Here is a 17,091-nt window from a genome sequence, read left to right as displayed (position 1 = left end):
CGCGTTCACAGCAGCCGCTCCATCCGCGTCAGCGTGGCTGTGGGCACCAGGCCGAAATAGCGGCTGTCGAACCCGCGGGGATGGTGCGAGCCGACATAGATCATGCCGGGAGGGATCACCCCGCTCCACTGCATATGCTCAAGCTTCAAGCCGTGAATGCCATAAGGAAGACTGACCCCAAGGAGCTGGCCGTCGCAGAAATAGTGACCGTCCCATGCCTTGGGCGCGCTGATCGACGGCGTCTCGATCATGGTCAGGCGCTCACCTGGCATGCACAGGGCATATTTGGTCACATTGACGGGCTTGGGTCCGGCGATCGGGTGGCGAAGCGTGAACATCACATAGTCGCCCTTGGCGATTGTCCCGGGCGCCTTGCGTACCGCAAAGGCTTCGATCGAGGGGCTCATCACCAGGCTGACCTTGGGAAGGGCGATTGCGGCGAGCAGGGCCACCGGCAGCACGAAGGCGAGCGCCCGCCACAGTTGCGCCGGTCGCGCCGGCTCGCCAAGGCCGGGCGCGCCAAGCGCGACCGCGGCCTTGCCCGGCAGCCGCCGGAGCCGCGGCCAAAGCCCGAGGAGGCCGCTAGCGAGCGCCCAGAAGAGCCTGAGCATCGCTCACCTCCTTGTCGCCGCCCAACCGGGCATATTCCTCGAACAGACCCGAGAGCGCGCTGTCGCCATAGACGACGTGGCGTGCTCTCGGGCTCTCATCCTCCCGCTCGCAATAGGCCTGGGTCGGGTCGCCCGGAATCATCGCCAGTGCCGGCACCCTGCTGACGCCATGCTGGCGGAACACGATCGGATCGACGATGAGCTGGACGCCCCGCATCGCGCAGGATGGCCCCTCGCAGCCGGGATCGATCCGTAGGATCTCGGCGGACAGTTTCGCCATCGGCCCCACCTTGTGAAGACCGCCCGGCATCCCGCGAAAGGCAAGCACGCCATGCACCCGCTCGAGCTGCGCGGCGTAGGTTCGCAGGATTGGGACCGGGATCGACGATGAGACGAACAGCACCGGCACCCACGCCTTGACCCTGGGGGAGGGGCCTGCCCTGGCCACCGCCTCCATCTCACCGGGTTCAAGTCCGAGTGCCTGGCGCAAGCGCTTGGCTTGCGCCTCGCGCTCCTCTGCCATCCGCGCCTCGCCGGCAGCCAGCGCGGCGCGGGCGCGCGCGTCGAGTGTTGGCGACGAGACCCGGCTGCGGAGCCCCTCGAACGCGCGTCGACGTTCCGCCTCGCCTGGGGTTGGTGGCAGCTTGGGATCCGGCACGTCAGCATGCCCCTCCTTGGCGCGCGTGACAGCGCCTTTCACGCGCTCCATCGCGGCATCGCCCTGATCCTGGATACGCTCGCGCGCGGAATCCTGGGCGAGCGCCACGGTCGCGATGGCGAGCCCGGCCAGGACGAGGGCGCTATTCGCCGACCGCCTTGAGATACGCATCGACGCGCTCCTTCATATCGATCTGGATGTCGGACTGGGCGCGAGCCTCGATGTCCGCATAATATTCGGAGAGATCCATCTTGCTGAAGTCCAGCGCCTGGAACTCTTCGGGCGTGAAACCCCGGCACATCGGCTTCTTGGGCGTCCCCCACAGATTGCCGTTGAACGCTTTGAGTTGGGGGCGGCCCTGCTCCTGGATGATCCGGCCGAGCTTGGTGTTGAAGCAGCAATGGCCGCGCGCCTTTTGCAGGCAGATGCCGAGAAAGCTCGAGGTGCAATAGCTGCCGACCTCATGGCACATGCCCGAGCCGCGCAGCATGCCGACCTCCATATCCTGCTGGTCGCAGCCCTGGAGCAGCACCTCGATCATGAAGTTGACCGCGAGGCTGATCGCGATCGAGGTCGGATCGAGGCCGATGATCAGCGCATTGGCGCCGGCGTTCGCCGCCTGGCCGGCCGTCGCCCCGGCACGGAAAGCTGTATAAGCCGCGCTCATGCCGGTGAAGACGCCCTTGGCGACCGCGATCTTGGTGCCGATCGAACCGACCGACGACCCCATTCCGTCCTTGACGATCTTGCCCTTGTCCTTGCAGCAGTTTGAAAGGGTGGTGCTGATCCCAGGGGGCCGGCAGCGCATCGCGCGACCGCCGAAGATCTCGACCGTGCCCATGCAATTGCCATCGGCATCGACCGGACCGTCGGGTGCCGTCCCGGGATCCTCGATCGGGGGCTCCTCGATGATCGGGTTGCTCGCGACATCGGCGCAGGCGTGCGGTGAACAGGTCGCGCCGCCATTTTTGGGCAAGCAGGAAAATTGTGGTCCGAGCGGGCAGCTAAAGTCCCCGCTAGGCGCAGCCAAGCAGGCGGTCTCCTCGATTGGGCACTGGTACTGACCGCTTGTCGTGATGCTGCAATAGGCCATCTCGCCGGCGTCGGCCGCGTCGCCGTTCCCGTTCAGATCGGCAGCGCACATCTGCTGTGCGTAGGCCGGGCGCGCCTGGCACGCCGCGACGAGGACACAGGCGAAGAGCATGGAATGCGCCGCGCCGCGCGGCGAGAGGAGCCAGCTCGCGATCATCGGACCGTTCCCGTGCAGACCAGGTCGGCGCCGCCGAGGCGCACGGTCTGCATCATGACGACAGCCTCGGGAAAATCGTCGAGGCAGCCGCAGGCCGAGACGATCTCCTCGCCAGGGCCGATTGGACAGACATTATCGGTTCCGCAAGCATGATAGAAAGTGTCATAGGCGGTGGGATTGTTCTGCAGGCTGCCGACGACCCCGGCAGGGGCCGCGGCGGTATTCACGCGGCGCGCGCGGGTCTTGCAGATGGACTCGCACGCCGGCACGCTGCCGCGATCGGGCAGGCTGAACGGCCGCGTCGTTTCCGCAAAACTGCCATCGCCCTGGCGTGCCCGGTCGGCCAGCATCGTCTCGGTCGAATGGTCGATGATGTAGGTGCCACGGCTCGTGTCTGGTTTCGGGAGTGCGTTGCTGTCGATCTCGCAGCGGTAGGTTCGGTCCTTCTGGAAGAAGTCCCGCGTGAGCGATACCGGGCAGGTTTCCGTGCCGAGGAGTCGCGTCTGGGGCAGCGGGCGCAGTCCCGTGCTGATGCCGTTGCGGAAGGTCTGGACGCCGTCGACCAGTTCGCTGTCGACCCGGCATTTGGGATCGGCGGCGATCGCGCCGCAGTGGTCGACCAGTTGCTCGACGGTCTTGCAGCTATCGTCGATAACGACATGCACCTGGCCCAAGCCCTCGCCGCCATTGGCAACGGCGACGCGCAGCCAGATTTCGTGGTCACCGGCCGTGAGCCAGGGTTTCAGGTCGAGATTTGGATAGGCATAGAAGGTCTTCTTCTTCTCGCATCCGCTGGGCGGGAAGCCGGTCGACGTCCATGGGCTCGGACCGGACGCGACGAGCGTCCCGTCGATCCGGACCTGCGCCCAATCGTCCGCATAATATTGTGCAAGCCGTGCTTCGACGATCCGATCAGGATCCCCGACGCGCAACGTCATCCTGAAGTCGAACAGCCGGCAGCTTCCGCCCCCGAGGCTGTTGTCGTTGGGTGAGCCGAGATAGAAATCGAGCGAAGTGCCGTCCTTGATCGTCGCATAGCCACCGCTCGTGCGGCTGATGACGTCGTCGGCGCCGGTCTTGATCACGGTCACTTGGCGCTCGATCGTGCAGTGACGCATCTGCTGGGCGGTGCCCATCCCGACGGGCGACCCGGCAAGCGCCTGGAAGACTGTGTTGCCGCTCGACACGACAAAGGCATCGCCGGCCAGCGCGGAAGGGTTGGCACGATAGCCGGTCTGGGCAAGCGAGGGATCGCTGGTGCAAGCGGTCGACTGGGCGCCGACATAGCGAATCGCGGGTCCGTCGATCACCGCTTGCGCGACACCAATGCGCGGGTCGGCCGTGGTGAGGGCGCCGATCATGCCGCCGCCCAAATCGCCGAGTACCGAGGGCATGTTGGACCAGGCGAGATTGGTGCCGCAGCTATTGTTGATGCAGTAGCAGCCAGCGAGCTCGGGCATATCGACCTGTGTGAGCTTCAGGGTGCGGGCACTATCGACGTCCCATCGGAAATAGTTGCACTGGTTCCATGTGCCGGGCTGGCACGAGATCACCCCATTCGCGCAAATCCCCGAGACCGGCACGGGCAGGTTGATGCGGCTGTCGACCGTGCCATCGAGATCGGTATCACGCGCGATCTGGACCGTTCCAAGATCGCCGGAGGATGCCGGCTGCACCAGCACCTCCATCAGCGTCGCCGTCTTCTGGCAGGCGAGATTGGGCGTAAATGCCTTGCTGGTATCGACCGTCGTGATCGGCTGGCCCGACAGACCCGGCGTCACATAGTTGCGCTGGATCGCCTCGCTGTCCCCGGACTTGGCGCGCGCGGCTTCAGCTGCGGTTCGCGCCCGCTCCTCCATCGTCTGGGCGAGCACGGGTGCGGTGGAGAAAAGGGTGGCCAGCGCGGTCGCTTTCACGGTCCAGGCCAGGGGGAGCAGCCCGGACCGCCAGGGGAGCGTGACGGCCGCGCTGGCCGTAGGTGGAGCGACGCCGCGGGGGGACATCGGCGCCGCTCCCGCCTCGCGTGCGCGCCAGCGGCCGTAGAGGCCTTGGCGGACAGACCCCCGGTTATTGCCGGCGGCGTGCGCGAGACGTTCGAGATGGGATTTGGGGGGAAGTAATCCGCTCATGGCACGGGGATCCCGGCGCAGCAGATCATTTTTTCGAAAAGCATGAACTGGGCGTTGTCCTTGCCGGGCGCATGCTTGCCGCTGGTCCAGAGCGCACCGGGCCGGCCGATATTGACGCACTTCCCGCCTTTGACGGGCTCCATCAATTGGAGCTTGTAGCGGGACTTGGTCCAGATCGGGCTGGGCTTGAACGAGCAGCCATCGGACGAGCTGATCGTAAGCGCCCCCAGGCGGCCCATCATGAACGTGCCGCGCGCGGCGAGCCCGGCCCAGGCCTCGACGCTGTCGTCGAAATGAATGTCGCCGGCGATCGGATAGGTCGCGCCCCACGACCCCATGCACCAGAAGAGCGGATCGATCACCTTGCCAGCGGCGGCTGCCGCGCTGTCGCCCATGCAGGCGAGGCCTGCTGCGGGGTTGCCGAACAATATGCCCTCGGGCTGGATGATCGCGCCCAATGTGCCCGACTGCCAGGTCGGCAGGATTTCCGTGATCAGGGCCACGTCGAACCCGTCATCTTCCAGGCATGGGAGATCGGTGAACATGTCGAGCATCGCCCAGACCGGCGAGATGTAATAATGCATCTGCGCGAACATCTTGCGCGTATTCGTTCCATCCGAGATCGAGGATTGACTGCCCTGGAGCTTGCCGCCGGTGGGCATGAGATCGGCGCCGAGCGCCATCATGCAGCCCGGCTCGGTCACGACATCGACCATGCGGTTGGGCGACCAGTAGGAGACCTTGACGCCGAACCAGAACTGGACGCCCTTGCGGCAGGCGCAAAGCGGCTTCGATGCAGACTGCGCATCCAGCGCCTTGTCGAGCTTGTCGAAGCTGCCGATGCGAACGCCGCCGACCGTGATCGGGAAGATGCAGGTCCAGCGCACCTTGGTGATCGGATTGAAGACCGTGCCGGTCTCGCATTTCGAGGCATGGGCCTGGCTCGGCCAGGCGAGCGTGCCCGCGAGGCCAATGGCGAGGCCGATGAGGAATATCTGCCAGCGCCGGATCATTGTGCGCCTCCCGTGGCACCGAGGGGCAGCCTTCGGCTGCGCGGCCCGAACTCGGTCAGCACCAGCTTCTGGCCTGCCTGCGCGACCACAACCGGTGCGACCGTCAGCCCGAGCCGTTCCTTGACCCGTTCCTCCAGGATGTAGATCGCGCGGCCGGTCTTCTCGGTGAGCGTGATCGGATCGCCGCTTTCGCCGCCCAACGCCGTCAGCAGGATGAAGTCGCTCGGGCGTGCGGTTCGCAGCGCCCAACCCAGGTCGCGCGGATGCACCACCACCAGCCGCTGCGGCAGCTTGACGAAGGTGAGCGGGTTGAAGGTGAAGCCCTTGGGGTAGAGCGTCTTGCCATCCGGCAGTTGGATGTCGAAGTCGAGGGTATAGAAAGGGACGACGGTCCGCACACGATCGGCGGTAGCCGGCGCCAGCGCCGCCGACTTAAGGGCGCTCCACTTCTCCCGCGGGCCGAAAGCCTTGGACATGTCGCGCGGCAAGGTGGCGACCTTGGCCTCGATTTCCGACAGCGCGTCGGGCTCGGCGATCGGCCACGTCCGGCCAATCGTGCTTCGTCCGGTCGGCGCCGTCTGCGCGTCCGCGGCAATGGCGAGTGCGCCCGCGGCGAGGATGAGCGCTGCGACCGTTGCCGCTTGGCCAAGTGCGACAAGACGCGCGCGGGGCGGGAAGGGGAGATCAGCGGCCATTGTGGCGCCTCCAGTCGGTGGGGGGAGGATCCGGCAGGCCAACGAGCGCGCCGATCAACGATGCCCCGGAGACGAAAGTCACGAGCCAGACGATCATCCGCAGGTGCGTCGCAATGCCGGGCGCGAGCATCAGCAGATAGGTCTGCACAAACATCAGCACGAACCCACCAACGGCGAGACGCACCGAGCTCGGCGATGGCTTTCCAGACAGCAGACCGCTCATGACGCCCTCCACCGCTTGAACCGGGTCAGCAGGCGCGCGCTCCAGGCCGAGAGGCCGAGCAGCAACAGGCCGCTTGCGAAGCACGAGGCCGCGACCAGCACGGCGGCGCGGGCGACCATCATGCCGGGCTGGTCGAGGGCGATCCCTGCGGCGGCGACAAGCGCGCCCATCATCACGGTCTCGATCGCGACCAGACGGAACTTCCAGCGGACCGACTCCGCTTCGCAGCGCGCTGCGACACGGGCCTCGATCTCGCGTTCGAGCCCGTCGACAGACAGTTCGAGCGGCAACTGGTCGGGGTGAGACAAATGAGTGCGGCCCATCGCCATCACTCAGCCGCCTGCCGGACCGGGTCAGGCGTGCCGAGGATCTCGGCGGGATCGACGCCTGCCAGGCGGCAGACCGCCTCGAGGGGTGAGAAGCCCTGCCGCAGCAGGCCCTCGAAGGCGGCCACCTCGTCCGGCGCGGAAGTGTTGATCCAATAGGAGAAGGGATCGACCACGAGCCGCGCAATGCCGAGGCCCAGCGGGGAGTCGATGAACACCTCGCTATAGTTCGGCTTGGAGTTGCGGACCGATTTCAGCAGGTCGAGGACGAATCCCGAATAGTCGAGGATCTTGTTCTCGACGGCGCGGTCATAGGTCGACCCCTGCAGCAGGAACCTGGTCGCGGCATTCTCGAGGATCACCTGGCCCGTGCCGCCGAACAGCATCAGGTCGTTCATCGACTGCAGCACGATGCCGAACGAGCCGCGATATTTGCGCGCGCGCCGGTAACCCTGGCCGAACGCCTCGGCGAGGCGGCTGAGATCCTGCCCTTCGGTCCGCGTCATGAACTGCGCGGCCTCGTCGCACAGCACGAAGCGTGGACGGTCGCGGGCCGAGAGATAGAGCTCCTGGGTGACGGCGTTCACCACCACCATGACGATGACGTTGAACAGGTCTGGCATGGACTTGAGGCGCTCGAGTTCGAGCACGACAAACTCGTCCGAGCGGATGTCGAGGGTGGAGGGGCCGTTGAAATAATGGCCATAAGCGCCATCGGAGCCGAAATCGCGAAGATTGAAGGCCAGCTCCCGGGCGACGGGCACGAGATGCTCGACCCGGTCGAGATCGCTGCCGGCATGTCCGGGATAGGTGCCGAGCCACTCGCGGACGGAGTCGATCCCATGGTCGGCACGGCCCGTGTCGATCGTCCATTGAACGGCGGATTTCAGCAGGTTCCATTCGGAGGTCGAGACGCCCTTGCGGGTCGAGGCATTGGCCATTTCGGCGACGATTGCCACCGCCATGGTGATGGCGGACTGCTTGTCGTCCCCATCGAGCGCGAGACCCATATCGAACGGGTTGAGGACCAGCTGTTCCTCGCCGATGTCGATATAACGGCCCGAGCACAATGTGCAGAGCTTGCGGTAGCTCCCGCCGATGTCGATGATGCGGATGAGCGCGCCGCACGCGAAATATTGCTGGCACAGATTGTTGAGCAGGAAGCTCTTGCCCGCGCCCGATTCCGCCGAGACGATGAAATTGTAATTGTTGATGCGTGGGTCGAACAGGTCGAGTGTGATGAGCTGGCCCTTGCGCCCCGTATAGAGCAGCGCCGGCCGCCCGCCGCCCCGGAAGTCGGTCTGGATCGGCGCCATCAGGACCGCCGCCTTGACCGGCATCCGGAAGTCGCGCTCGAGCATGCGCAGCGTCGTCCGGTCCGGGTAGAGCCCGAAGGGCAGGCTCATCGCCAGCAGCGTCGGATTGAGATAGCTCTCCTCCTGCATCGAGAAGGGAAGCGGCTCGCTCTCCCACAAGCGCTTGGCGCGCGCGGCGAGATCGCGGGCATGGGCGCGGTCGCGGCCGAACACCCAGACTGTCGGGATGACGCGGACGAACTTGGAATTGCCCGCCTCGTCGAGGATCCAGCCTATCTCCTCGATCTGCTTGCCGACCTCCACCGCGAACGAGCCTGCCGCCTTCTGGGCCGAGAGGATCTGCGCGCGCTTGTGGATCTCAAACTGCGAATGATCGAACAGGATGTTGAGTGTGTAGAGGAACGGCCCGCCGATCTGGTCGCTATCCTCGGCCGAGCCGCGCATGCCGCCCAGCAAGCGGTTTGCGCGCTCGGCGGTGATGCGCCGTGCCGGCGCCTTGGGCGTCAGGCAGCGCGCGACCTGGTTGCCGAGAAAGACCTCCTGGCCTTCGAACACCAGGTCGGGACCAGCATCGATGATCTGCTTGGCGAGCGGCGGTGCGCCTATCGTCCCTCCATCGGCGAACACGCCGGGCGCGGGCTGTGCGACACCGTTGAAGATGCGCCGGTAGAAGGCGATCATCTCCTCGGGCTCGAGCCGGCGAATGCCGAGCTTGGCGAGCTGTTCTTCAATCTGGCGGCGCAGGTCTTCGCCAAGCGGTCGCCGGGTCTTGACCGACAGCAAGGTCCGGAAGTTGCGGATGGGAATGCCGTGCAGCGCCTTCAGGCCATGGCGACCTCGGCTCAGATATTCGCGCGTCCGCCGCGCGGACGCCTGGATCAGCGGATCGTCGCGGGTCTTGAGGTCGAGAAAGGCGTCGAGCGCATCGTCAATCAGCGGATCGGCGAAGGTGTGGAGCTGGAGGACCGTGCCATCGGGGAAATGGATGTTGAGCAGGCCCTGAAGCGCACCCTGGACATGCGCGAAGAGGTACGCGGTCGGCACGATCTCCCAGGCATGGCCCCAGCAGTCGTCGATGCACAGGAACGCCTCGGTCTCCGCGTCCCAGGCGACGAGCGGCAGATAGTCCGAATAGGCGTCGCGGCGCACGGCATTGCGCATCCGCGCGTAAGTGAGCCCGCCACCGCTCTTGGATCCGAGCACGGTCATTGCCGCGGCTCCGTCGCGGAGGCGATCGGCGCTTCGGGCGGGTCACTGGCCGCCGCCGCCGGTTCCTGAACCTGGCCGAGGATCGGCGCTTTCGATGCCTGGTTCGGCGGGGCGACGAGCGTGCCTCCGACCACCCAGACCGGCTTGTCGACGATCGAATAGACATAGCGCGGCATATAGAGCCGATCGGGCCGCTGGCGGTCGGCATAGGGAAGGATCAGGGTCCGGACCGTGCGCGCGGGCTTGAGCATCGGCGTCACCGGCGCCTCGATCAGCCCCTTGAGCTCCTGATAGACACTGTCGCGGTAGCTGCCATACGCACTCGGTGCCGTGGCCCGGCGACCGCTTCGTGCACGCTCTGCTGCGGATTGATCGCGCAGCATCTTGCGGTCGTTGGTGACAGCGGGATCCGACTTCGATGCGACGCCGGCGACCGCATCTTCGTATGCGCGATCGGGATGGATGCACTGGCCGTGATCGTCATTCTTGCACGAGAATTTCTCGCTATAGGGCGACATGAGCGACCCCATGGTCGCGCAGCCCGAAAGGAGCAGGCTGACTCCGGCGGCGAGCGCAAGCGCTCCGCCGTGCATGGCGTGTTTGGGCATGGATGGTGCTCCCTGGAGAATGGTCGATCGGCGCATCAGAACTTGGCTCCAACCGCGGGTTTGATCTCGAGCGCTAGGCCCTCCTGGATGACGACCACGACGTCCTTGGCGGCGCCCACCTCGACCACCGGCCCGGCCTGGCGGGCAAGATCGAGATAGAAGTCCGTGAGCTTGTCCGAGGATCGCGACAGTCCGCCGGCGATGCCCGTTTTGGCCGCGTCGCCAGCATCGAGGGTCCGCACGCTGCCGAGCGCCGATGTCGAGACATCGCCGAACGTGCCCTCGACCGATTGCGCGATCCCCGCGATCGTGCCGGCGATGAACGAGCGCGCGAGCGTCGCACCGGCGCGGGTTACGACCTTGCCGGACAGGCCCTTCTTGCCGTCGGCATCGACGAAGAAGCCCTTGATAGGTTGGTCGACGATGGCATGCTGGTCGAAATCGACGCACGAGATCGAGACGAGTTGGATCTCGACCCGCTCCTTGGCGAGGCTGCCGGTCGCATTGCCGATGACGAAGCACCCGGACAGATTGGCCTTCACGTCATTCGGCAGCACGGCGGGGGCCTGGACGCGCGCGATGATCGGTTCCGGATTGCTCGTCGCATCGCGGCTCGCGAGCGCGTCGATCCCGGTCAGCAGCCGCGCCTTCATGAAACCAGGCGGCAAATAAATCGTCCGATTGGCTTTTTTTGATCGCGCCCCGCTGGCTGCGCCTCCTTCGCCGGCAGCCGTGATCGCGGCGCCGATTGCACCGACCTGGCGCTCGGTCGGCGGCGCTGGTGGAGCCGGGGGTGCCGTGGGGGCCGCAGGTGGGGGCGGCAGCGACCCGCCATCCGAATTCGCCTCGGGCGGTGCGGGCGGATAGGCAGGCGCCTCCCCAGGCAAGGCCGGCGGCAATCCCGCGTCGGTGCCATCTGGCAGTGCGTGGCCCGCAGCGCCTCCGCCCGGTACGATCTTGCCTTCCTCGATCGCGGTGACTCGGTCGCCGAGCAGCGACTGACCATCGAGGATCTTCTGCAGGTCGCCCCGCATCTTCACCTCGAGACTGTCGCCCCGCAGGCCGGCGCCCATGTCCAACTTGGAGGCTTCGGGCACTGGCGCCAGATCCTTGGTGCCGCTGTTGCTCGCCGAATAAAGGCCATAGCCGACCAGGGCGATCGTTGCCGCGACACTGATCTGCTTTGCGCGCAGCTTCTGGTCGGAGGTCAGACGCGACCATTGGGCGCGCATGTCGAGCATGGCCGGGCGGTCGGTATCAGCCTCGATGGGTGCATCCGTGGAAGCGCCGCCGAGCGGTTCGGGTTGGGGCGCGGCATTGGTCGCGCCCGGGTCCATTGACGCGGTCATTGGCCGACGCTCCGGCGCACGACAATCAGACGCGCGCTATCGCCCTGGCCAAGCGCGAGCCGGTCGAGCGTCACGGCGAAAATGTCCGGGCCGAACGCGCTGTCGAGAAAATTGCGCTCTTCAAGCGCTACCTGATTGCTCGTGCTCACCAGATACTCGCTGGCCGAGAGCCCCGCACCCTCGATATCAAGACGGCGGCGCTCGCTGATCGTGATGCTTGGCAGGTCGGGTAGCGTCAGCCGGTCGCGGCTTGGAGCGACTTCGGAGAAAGAGGCGGGAACGCGGTCCTGCAGCAGCGCCAGCACGATGCCGACCGCGCGCTCTTCCTCGACCAGCGGGCCCAGCAGCGCGTCATTGGCCCGCGCCCGCTGGGCGGCGCCTGGCACCAATGTCACCGTCTGGGCCGGCATGTCCGCCGGCTCGGCGTAGAGCGGGTAGATCGCGCCGTTGCACGAGACGAAGAATTCGGACGGCGTCGTCACATAGGTCCGGGTTTTCGCGCCGCCCCCTTCGATATTCGGGTCATCGGTCTCGAGCACCAGGAACTTGACCCAGGCGTCGGAGCCGCCGCGCTCGACGGCCAGGCCCTTCTCCGCGGAGAATTTGACGTCGTCGATGTCGCCACCGACACACACGATATGATTGACGTCACGGTTGGACAGCCGGATGCGGCTGGTCTGGTCGGGCAGGGCCGCGACCGATTGGGCGAGCGCCGGCGCTGTGGCGGTGAATGCCGCCAGGGCGCAGGCAAGCCTCAGGCTTCTACCGAATCTCGGCACTGAAATTCTCCTCCTGAAGGGCGGTTAGCCAGAAACGGCCGTTGTCGATTGCGTAGCGAATGCGCAGATTTCCGCGGAACTTGCGGATCACGCCGCCGATGACGCGGACCTTTTCCACGGGCACGACGATCTCGGTATCGGTGTAGGTCACCGGTTGATCGGCCCGGATGTAGGTGGCGATCGAGAGCGTCGGATTGCTGTTGAGCTCGTCGAGCAGCCGGTTCAGGCTGTCGCGCAGGCCATTGAAGGCGCTCGGATGGACGAGGCTCAGCAGCTCCTGGAATTGCCGGTCGGCCGAATAGGATGAATAGGTTCCCGCCATGCTGACGATGTTGCGGGTGATGGTGCGCAGATAGGTCGCCGACGGCTTGTTGCCCGTGACATAAAGGTCACCGCCCGCACCGAAGGGTACGATCACGGTCCGCTGGTTCTGGTTCGACGTATAGAGGACCGTGCCGAGCACCGCGGTGATTCCGAACAAGCCGGCGATCGCGAACTTCAACAGCCGGTTCTCTTCGAACAGGTTGGCCGAGCCCTGCAGATAGCGGTGAAGGTGCCAGCTTGGCCGTGTGTCGCCGATCATGTCGGCAGCGACCTGGCGTCTGAATGGATGCCCCATGCGCTCTACTCGAAGAAGCGGGTCTGTGTCGGACCCGGATAGTTGCGGAATTTGAGCAGGCCCCAGCGCCAGGCGAGATGCGGGATGAAACCGCGCGGCTTGCTCCGTTTCCAGGGAATGAAGAGGAGAAGGACGCCGAGGAGCGCCCAGCCGATCATCCCGCCGACAATCACGGCGACGAAGATGGTCGACATGACCACGATGAATTCCTGGGAGTCGAACCAGAGGATCTGGACCGGCCTGTGCAGGAATTGTGGAAGACGTTCGTCCAACGCCCTTCTCCCTTGCTTCATCACGCGTCAGCGTGACCTCCGAGGGATGACCACCACCCCCCGTCTCGGAAGGCGCGACCGCGCCGGCAGCGCCGGCCCGGCACGCCGATGCTCAGATCACCATGCCGAAGGTCTGGAGGATGCTGTCCGCCTTGATCAGGCAGACGGCAGCCACGATCGTCGGAATGCCGATCATGATGTTGCTGAACAGGCGACTGACGCCGAACAGGAAGGCGGCGACGCCCGCTACGAAACCGAGCGGACCCTTGACCCCCTGGTTCACGACGATGTCGTAGATGTCGTAGCCGAGGTCGCCCGCGGCGGGCGCCGTGAACGCATGGGCGACGGTGGTGCCGGCCAGCGCGGCCAGAAGGATCAGGACGGCCGCGTCGATCGTGCGGAAGGTCCTGCCCCGAAGCAGTTTGAGCATTGATGGTCTCCTTGGAAGCGGAGCCGTCCGAACACATGCCTGCCGGCACCGATTGAAATCGTTGTCGGCCGACGGCGACGCTGGACGGCTCCGAAGGAGCGCGACCGCCGGCATCCCGGCCCTCGCACCACCCGGCGCGCGCTCGGGAGAGCGGTCGCGCGGGGCGGGGATGAGGCCCGCCAGATTGAGGTCAGCGCGGTCGCCTACGACCGCGAACCTAGTGTCAGGGGCGCGCATCTGCGTTCCCCTGCTTTTGCTCGAGGAACGCCTCGAGTTCGGCCTGTTGAAAGCCGGAGATCAGCTTACCGTCGACGAACAATGTCGGTGTCCCCGAGACACCCATCTTCTTGACGGTCAACGCGTCCTTGGTGACCTTATCCGCCCCCGCGGCGCATTTGAGCAGTTCGGCGGGTCGGGCACCGGCATAGACTGCTTTGAAAGCCGCGACCTTGTCGGGCGAACACAGGATGTGCTCGGCCTTCGCCGCGGCTTCCGGATGGATGCCGCTGACGAAATAGATCAGACGCTGCACGACCTTGCCTTCGGCAGCCTTCACCGCCCAGAACCGCTCGAGCGCCTGGCAATAGGGACAGTCGGGATCGGTGAACTCGATGACCTTTGGCGCGCCGGCCGGGCCGATGACGAGTGCCTGGGTTGGGTCGATAACGTCGAGCCGCTTCCGCGCGCTTGCATCCTGCGCCATCGCGGTGACGTTGAGGCCGTTCTTGTCGTAAACCGCAGCGAACAGCAGGTGCCCGCTCTCCGGCGCGAAATAGATGATGCGCCCGCCTGCGGCCGCCTGATAGATTGGCCCCTTGACGGGCGCCGGCCCGAAATCCTCGAAGCTGAGGTTGGTGAAGGTCTGGCGCAATTGACGCTGGGCGTCCGCAGCCGCCGCGGGCAGAGGATCGGTCGCCGGCGCCACCGGTGCATCCTGCGCAAAAGCGGATGTCCCGGCGATCAGCAGCGAAGCTGCCAACAGTTCAGCGGCGCGGCGCACGCGAAACCTCCTTCGCGGTGCTGGCGGCGAGCGCGAAGATCTTCGCGTCTACCGTGAGCGCTGCGCCGATCGGGATGACGGACGCAGCCGCCACCTTGTCGGTCTGTGTGTGCGGCTGGTGGCGGATCGAGTAGCCCTGATCGTCCTGAACGACCGCCAGGCGGTCGCGAGCAGCACAGGGATAACCTTCGGCGTCAGGCCGATAATTTTGAGCCTGAGCCTGGGGCGCGAGTAGGCTGGTCGCCAGGATCGCAACAAGCCCGGTCGATAGGCGTGGAAAGGTCATGAGACACGTCTCCTCGTGGCGCGAATCCGCGCTTCGGTTCAGGGTTTGGAAGGTGCGGATCGAGGGACTGCGGACGTTAGCTAGAGCCGCCCATGACCACCGATCCGGTGTGCCACGAGCAATGCCGATGTCTTGAAATGCCTGCAATAGGGAGGGCACTGAAGTGCCGAACCGGCGAAAGAAAGCTTATAAGTCCGCAACTTGAATATTGGAGACCATCACGCGCTCAATTGGACGCTAAATGGACCCGAGCGGCACTGAAGTGCCGCTTTGGTCATGGTTGGAGTAGGGTGAAGGCCGACTTTCGCCCCGAAACAGCAGCAAATCGCCATCGGGAAGGGGGTAGCAAGCGAATGGGCCGAGCAACACGAACCTTCAAACTCCGGCTCTCGCCGGCCGGGATGGATGTGCTCATCGACTCGCACTGCCATCTGATTCGCACGACACGCTGTCTGCTTGCGTGGGGCACGACCCTGCATGTGGCTGTGAACTATCTCGATACGGTCCCTGCGAGCGCAATCGTCGATTCTTTGAATGCCCTCCGAGCAGCACCATTGAGCGGATCGGAAGAGCATCACGTCGGTGCGCCGCATCGCCTTTGGGATATTGCTTCTCAGATTGCCGAGCGCGTTCGACGTGCCACGCCGGATCGTGAGGCGCCCTCTCTTGGAAGCATCTACATTCTCGCGCTTCAGCATCTTGCGCGGGCGGATGGCGCACAGCTCCTGGCTGCCTTCGAGCGCGCACGGCCGCCGGTGAAGAGACCGCCCATCGCCGATGGCGAGATTGCTCAATGATTTCAGAAAGCTGGCAGTCAATGCTTGGCCAAATTGGCGGCGGTTCCGTTTGACAGTGGTGGTATGCACACCTAGCAATAGGGTCCGGAATGGCCTTGGCGGGCGGTATCTCCCGTAAGGAGACGCGGAAATGTCGCTGGATTGCGCGGCTTCCGTTGCTGATGCACCGCTCTCGTATGTGAAAGAACAGTCGGGACGGCAGATCGAGGAAGCACGGAAGAAGATAGGTATCACGCAGCGCGAGCTGGCAAGGAATCTCGGCATGGGAGTCCGCTGGTTGCGTGAGATCGAGTCCGGAAATCCGAAGTCGAAGCTCGATGATCATCTGCGCTGTACATATCGGCTTGGCCTGTCGACCGGCCACATTCTCATCCCCCTGTTGTTCGCGGGCCAACGCATGTGCTTCCCCAGGCAGCTCGCGGCCGGCGATCTTTGCGATCTCGAGCGGCTGTGCGTTGAAGTTGTCGCGGAGCGGAATCTCAGCCAACTGACCAATGCCTTGACGCCTCGCTGGCAGTCCTCGCCGCTCGTGGCGGGAGCGAGCTCATGATGTCTGCCGCCGATCCGATCACGCAAGAGCGCGTCTATCGGGCCTTGAAAGCGGATTATCTCGCAGGACTCTTCCACGCCGGCGAGAAGCTCGAAATCCAGGATATCGCAGACCGCCATGGGGCGAGTAAAACACCGGTGCGAGAAGCCGCCTGTCGACTGATGGGTGAAGGCCTGGTCGAGCCGGATAGCACCGGTGGATTTCGGGTCACGCTCGCAACCCCGCTGGAACTGATCCACCTTTATGCCTGGAATACGCATCTGCTGCTGGGCTTGGCCCAGAAGTTGAAGAAATCGGTTCTCAGCCAGACGCTGGACCGTTTCTCGGGTGTCGAGTTCGGCAGCACCCCCATTGAGATCGCCACACTTACCGGGGCGATCTTCCTGGCGTTTGCCGAAGCCACAGGCAATTCGGAGGCCATGGCCACGATCGCGCAGATCAACGAGCGCCTATTCTATCCGCGAGTCGCTGGAGTGGCCAAGGTCACGGAGGCCGCTCGAGAGCTGCGTACAATGACAAATTCCGCCGTGGCCGATGTCCATAAGAGCATCCACCGGCGCATCGAGTCGTACCATGAGCGGAGAATCATCCATCAACAGGACATTATCCAGAAGCAGGCTCCAAGATTATTCGATAATTAATTCACGTATTTAGAAGGTAGATATGCCCGCGGTCCTCAAGCTCGGGTCAATCCCAATGGCCGTGCGCGGATATCGCGCCAATTTGTCCAGATATACTTGCAACATCTGCGGAATTGGACGGAGTAACTCGGGACTGTCGTGGATTCACACGACAGATCAAGAGGAGCATATCATGCAGCGCAACGACCAACATCGCGACGACGAGCTGATCGACCTCGGCGGTGTCATCGAAGAGACCAAGGGTGGCGCCCCGAATCTCAACGATACCGCAGGCCAGCAGCAGCCTTTCGGCGGCGCGCTCACCGACGACTGAAACCTTGCGTGCGCTCTC

At 64.9% G+C, this 17,091-nt stretch carries 21 protein-coding genes; 4 read left to right on the top strand and 17 right to left on the bottom strand.

Features of this window, described 5'->3' with window-relative positions:
• Window positions 1-5: 5 nt before the first annotated feature.
• The 17 genes from ACFB49_RS14380 to ACFB49_RS14300 form a co-directional block, all read right to left on the bottom strand.
• Complete coding sequence (locus ACFB49_RS14380; protein WP_380871909.1) at window positions 6-611, bottom strand: S26 family signal peptidase; 606 nt, start codon at window positions 609-611, stop codon at window positions 6-8.
• Window positions 583-1,440 carry a type-F conjugative transfer system pilin assembly protein TrbC gene (locus ACFB49_RS14375; RefSeq protein WP_380871908.1) on the bottom strand — a complete coding sequence of 286 codons (858 nt, stop codon included), beginning with the start codon at window positions 1,438-1,440 and terminating at the stop codon, window positions 583-585. Before ACFB49_RS14375 ends, ACFB49_RS14380 begins: the two co-directional genes overlap by 29 nt.
• The gene (gene traN, locus ACFB49_RS14370) at window positions 1,412-2,518 is read right to left on the bottom strand and encodes a conjugal transfer protein TraN (RefSeq protein ID WP_380871907.1); all 1,107 of its coding nucleotides are present in this window, start codon (window positions 2,516-2,518) and stop codon (window positions 1,412-1,414) included. The genes ACFB49_RS14375 and traN overlap by 29 nt, the downstream gene beginning before the upstream one ends.
• Complete coding sequence (locus ACFB49_RS14365) at window positions 2,515-4,377, bottom strand: hypothetical protein (protein WP_380879972.1); 1,863 nt, start codon at window positions 4,375-4,377, stop codon at window positions 2,515-2,517. Before ACFB49_RS14365 ends, traN begins: the two co-directional genes overlap by 4 nt.
• Window positions 4,378-4,643: 266 nt before the next feature.
• The gene (locus tag ACFB49_RS14360; RefSeq protein WP_119749715.1) at window positions 4,644-5,660 is read right to left on the bottom strand and encodes a TraU family protein; all 1,017 of its coding nucleotides are present in this window, start codon (window positions 5,658-5,660) and stop codon (window positions 4,644-4,646) included.
• Window positions 5,657-6,355 carry a conjugal transfer protein TraW gene (locus ACFB49_RS14355; RefSeq protein ID WP_380871906.1) on the bottom strand — a complete coding sequence of 233 codons (699 nt, stop codon included), beginning with the start codon at window positions 6,353-6,355 and terminating at the stop codon, window positions 5,657-5,659. The genes ACFB49_RS14360 and ACFB49_RS14355 overlap by 4 nt, the downstream gene beginning before the upstream one ends.
• Window positions 6,345-6,578, bottom strand: coding sequence for a hypothetical protein (locus tag ACFB49_RS14350; RefSeq protein ID WP_380871905.1), 234 nt, complete (start codon window positions 6,576-6,578; stop codon window positions 6,345-6,347). The genes ACFB49_RS14355 and ACFB49_RS14350 overlap by 11 nt, the downstream gene beginning before the upstream one ends.
• Window positions 6,575-6,907: a hypothetical protein gene (locus tag ACFB49_RS14345; RefSeq protein WP_380871904.1), complete on the bottom strand. Its 333-nt coding sequence runs from the start codon at window positions 6,905-6,907 to the stop codon at window positions 6,575-6,577. Before ACFB49_RS14345 ends, ACFB49_RS14350 begins: the two co-directional genes overlap by 4 nt.
• Window positions 6,907-9,429, bottom strand: coding sequence for a TraC family protein (locus ACFB49_RS14340; protein WP_380871903.1), 2,523 nt, complete (start codon window positions 9,427-9,429; stop codon window positions 6,907-6,909). Before ACFB49_RS14340 ends, ACFB49_RS14345 begins: the two co-directional genes overlap by 1 nt.
• Entirely contained in the window at window positions 9,426-10,037 is a 612-nt protein-coding gene (locus ACFB49_RS14335; protein ID WP_380871902.1) for a TraV family lipoprotein, read from the bottom strand. The genes ACFB49_RS14340 and ACFB49_RS14335 overlap by 4 nt, the downstream gene beginning before the upstream one ends.
• 35 nt (window positions 10,038-10,072) lie before the next feature.
• Window positions 10,073-11,278, bottom strand: coding sequence for a TraB/VirB10 family protein (locus tag ACFB49_RS14330; RefSeq protein WP_380879970.1), 1,206 nt, complete (start codon window positions 11,276-11,278; stop codon window positions 10,073-10,075).
• Between the two features lie 104 nt (window positions 11,279-11,382).
• A complete protein-coding gene (locus tag ACFB49_RS14325; RefSeq protein WP_380871901.1) occupies window positions 11,383-12,165 on the bottom strand; it encodes a type-F conjugative transfer system secretin TraK in 783 nt (260 codons plus the stop codon).
• Window positions 12,149-12,784, bottom strand: a complete 636-nt coding sequence (locus tag ACFB49_RS14320) for a TraE/TraK family type IV conjugative transfer system protein (protein ID WP_380871900.1) — start codon at window positions 12,782-12,784, stop codon at window positions 12,149-12,151. The genes ACFB49_RS14325 and ACFB49_RS14320 overlap by 17 nt, the downstream gene beginning before the upstream one ends.
• 5 nt (window positions 12,785-12,789) lie before the next feature.
• On the bottom strand, window positions 12,790-13,056 hold the full coding sequence (locus tag ACFB49_RS14315) for a type IV conjugative transfer system protein TraL (protein WP_119749732.1): 267 nt from the start codon (window positions 13,054-13,056) through the stop codon (window positions 12,790-12,792).
• Between the two features lie 112 nt (window positions 13,057-13,168).
• Window positions 13,169-13,486: a hypothetical protein gene (locus ACFB49_RS14310; RefSeq protein WP_119749734.1), complete on the bottom strand. Its 318-nt coding sequence runs from the start codon at window positions 13,484-13,486 to the stop codon at window positions 13,169-13,171.
• 223 nt (window positions 13,487-13,709) lie between these two features.
• Window positions 13,710-14,486 (bottom strand): DsbC family protein, encoded by a 777-nt coding sequence (locus ACFB49_RS14305; RefSeq protein ID WP_380871899.1) that lies wholly within the window; start codon window positions 14,484-14,486, stop codon window positions 13,710-13,712.
• Window positions 14,470-14,772 carry a hypothetical protein gene (locus tag ACFB49_RS14300; RefSeq protein ID WP_380871898.1) on the bottom strand — a complete coding sequence of 101 codons (303 nt, stop codon included), beginning with the start codon at window positions 14,770-14,772 and terminating at the stop codon, window positions 14,470-14,472. The genes ACFB49_RS14305 and ACFB49_RS14300 overlap by 17 nt, the downstream gene beginning before the upstream one ends.
• Before the next feature lie 290 nt (window positions 14,773-15,062).
• Between ACFB49_RS14300 and ACFB49_RS14295 the strand changes: the two genes are divergently transcribed.
• The 4 genes from ACFB49_RS14295 to ACFB49_RS14280 all read left to right on the top strand — a co-directional run bounded on the left by ACFB49_RS14295 (window position 15,063) and on the right by ACFB49_RS14280 (window position 17,073).
• Entirely contained in the window at window positions 15,063-15,569 is a 507-nt protein-coding gene (locus ACFB49_RS14295; protein WP_380871897.1) for a hypothetical protein, read from the top strand.
• A gap of 130 nt (window positions 15,570-15,699) precedes the next feature.
• Window positions 15,700-16,119 (top strand): helix-turn-helix domain-containing protein, encoded by a 420-nt coding sequence (locus ACFB49_RS14290; protein WP_225011178.1) that lies wholly within the window; start codon window positions 15,700-15,702, stop codon window positions 16,117-16,119.
• Window positions 16,119-16,760, top strand: coding sequence for a GntR family transcriptional regulator (locus ACFB49_RS14285; protein WP_380871895.1), 642 nt, complete (start codon window positions 16,119-16,121; stop codon window positions 16,758-16,760). Before ACFB49_RS14290 ends, ACFB49_RS14285 begins: the two co-directional genes overlap by 1 nt.
• A gap of 172 nt (window positions 16,761-16,932) precedes the next feature.
• A complete protein-coding gene (locus ACFB49_RS14280) occupies window positions 16,933-17,073 on the top strand; it encodes a benenodin family lasso peptide (RefSeq protein WP_182914057.1) in 141 nt (46 codons plus the stop codon).
• The last annotated feature ends 18 nt before the right edge of the window (window positions 17,074-17,091 follow it).

The sequence above is a fragment of the Sphingomonas sp. DBB INV C78 genome (genome assembly GCF_042693015.1).
GTDB lineage: Bacteria > Pseudomonadota > Alphaproteobacteria > Sphingomonadales > Sphingomonadaceae > Sphingomonas_E.
The sequence above is the reverse complement of the archived record's forward strand: the minus strand, read 5'-3'. Positions and strand labels throughout refer to the sequence as shown.

Excerpts from the sequence above, each read along its gene's own strand:
- traN (WP_380871907.1), bottom strand. The coding sequence starts at position 2,518 with ATGATCGCGAGCTGGCTCCTCTCGCCGCGCGGCGCGGCGCATTCCATG.
- ACFB49_RS14365 (WP_380879972.1), bottom strand. The coding sequence starts at position 4,377 with ATGGAGGAGCGGGCGCGAACCGCAGCTGAAGCCGCGCGCGCCAAGTCC.
- ACFB49_RS14345 (WP_380871904.1), bottom strand. The coding sequence starts at position 6,907 with ATGGCGATGGGCCGCACTCATTTGTCTCACCCCGACCAGTTGCCGCTC.
- ACFB49_RS14330 (WP_380879970.1), bottom strand. The coding sequence starts at position 11,278 with ATGCTCGACATGCGCGCCCAATGGTCGCGTCTGACCTCCGACCAGAAG.
- ACFB49_RS14300 (WP_380871898.1), bottom strand. The coding sequence starts at position 14,772 with ATGACCTTTCCACGCCTATCGACCGGGCTTGTTGCGATCCTGGCGACC.
- ACFB49_RS14355 (WP_380871906.1), bottom strand. The coding sequence starts at position 6,355 with ATGGCCGCTGATCTCCCCTTCCCGCCCCGCGCGCGTCTTGTCGCACTT.
- ACFB49_RS14280 (WP_182914057.1), top strand. The coding sequence starts at position 16,933 with ATGCAGCGCAACGACCAACATCGCGACGACGAGCTGATCGACCTCGGC.
- ACFB49_RS14350 (WP_380871905.1), bottom strand. The coding sequence starts at position 6,578 with ATGAGCGGTCTGCTGTCTGGAAAGCCATCGCCGAGCTCGGTGCGTCTC.
- ACFB49_RS14320 (WP_380871900.1), bottom strand. The coding sequence starts at position 12,784 with ATGGGGCATCCATTCAGACGCCAGGTCGCTGCCGACATGATCGGCGAC.
- ACFB49_RS14290 (WP_225011178.1), top strand. The coding sequence starts at position 15,700 with ATGTCGCTGGATTGCGCGGCTTCCGTTGCTGATGCACCGCTCTCGTAT.
- ACFB49_RS14310 (WP_119749734.1), bottom strand. The coding sequence starts at position 13,486 with ATGCTCAAACTGCTTCGGGGCAGGACCTTCCGCACGATCGACGCGGCC.
- ACFB49_RS14285 (WP_380871895.1), top strand. The coding sequence starts at position 16,119 with ATGTCTGCCGCCGATCCGATCACGCAAGAGCGCGTCTATCGGGCCTTG.
- ACFB49_RS14340 (WP_380871903.1), bottom strand. The coding sequence starts at position 9,429 with ATGACCGTGCTCGGATCCAAGAGCGGTGGCGGGCTCACTTACGCGCGG.
- ACFB49_RS14375 (WP_380871908.1), bottom strand. The coding sequence starts at position 1,440 with ATGCGTATCTCAAGGCGGTCGGCGAATAGCGCCCTCGTCCTGGCCGGG.
- ACFB49_RS14335 (WP_380871902.1), bottom strand. The coding sequence starts at position 10,037 with ATGCCCAAACACGCCATGCACGGCGGAGCGCTTGCGCTCGCCGCCGGA.
- ACFB49_RS14380 (WP_380871909.1), bottom strand. The coding sequence starts at position 611 with ATGCTCAGGCTCTTCTGGGCGCTCGCTAGCGGCCTCCTCGGGCTTTGG.
- ACFB49_RS14360 (WP_119749715.1), bottom strand. The coding sequence starts at position 5,660 with ATGATCCGGCGCTGGCAGATATTCCTCATCGGCCTCGCCATTGGCCTC.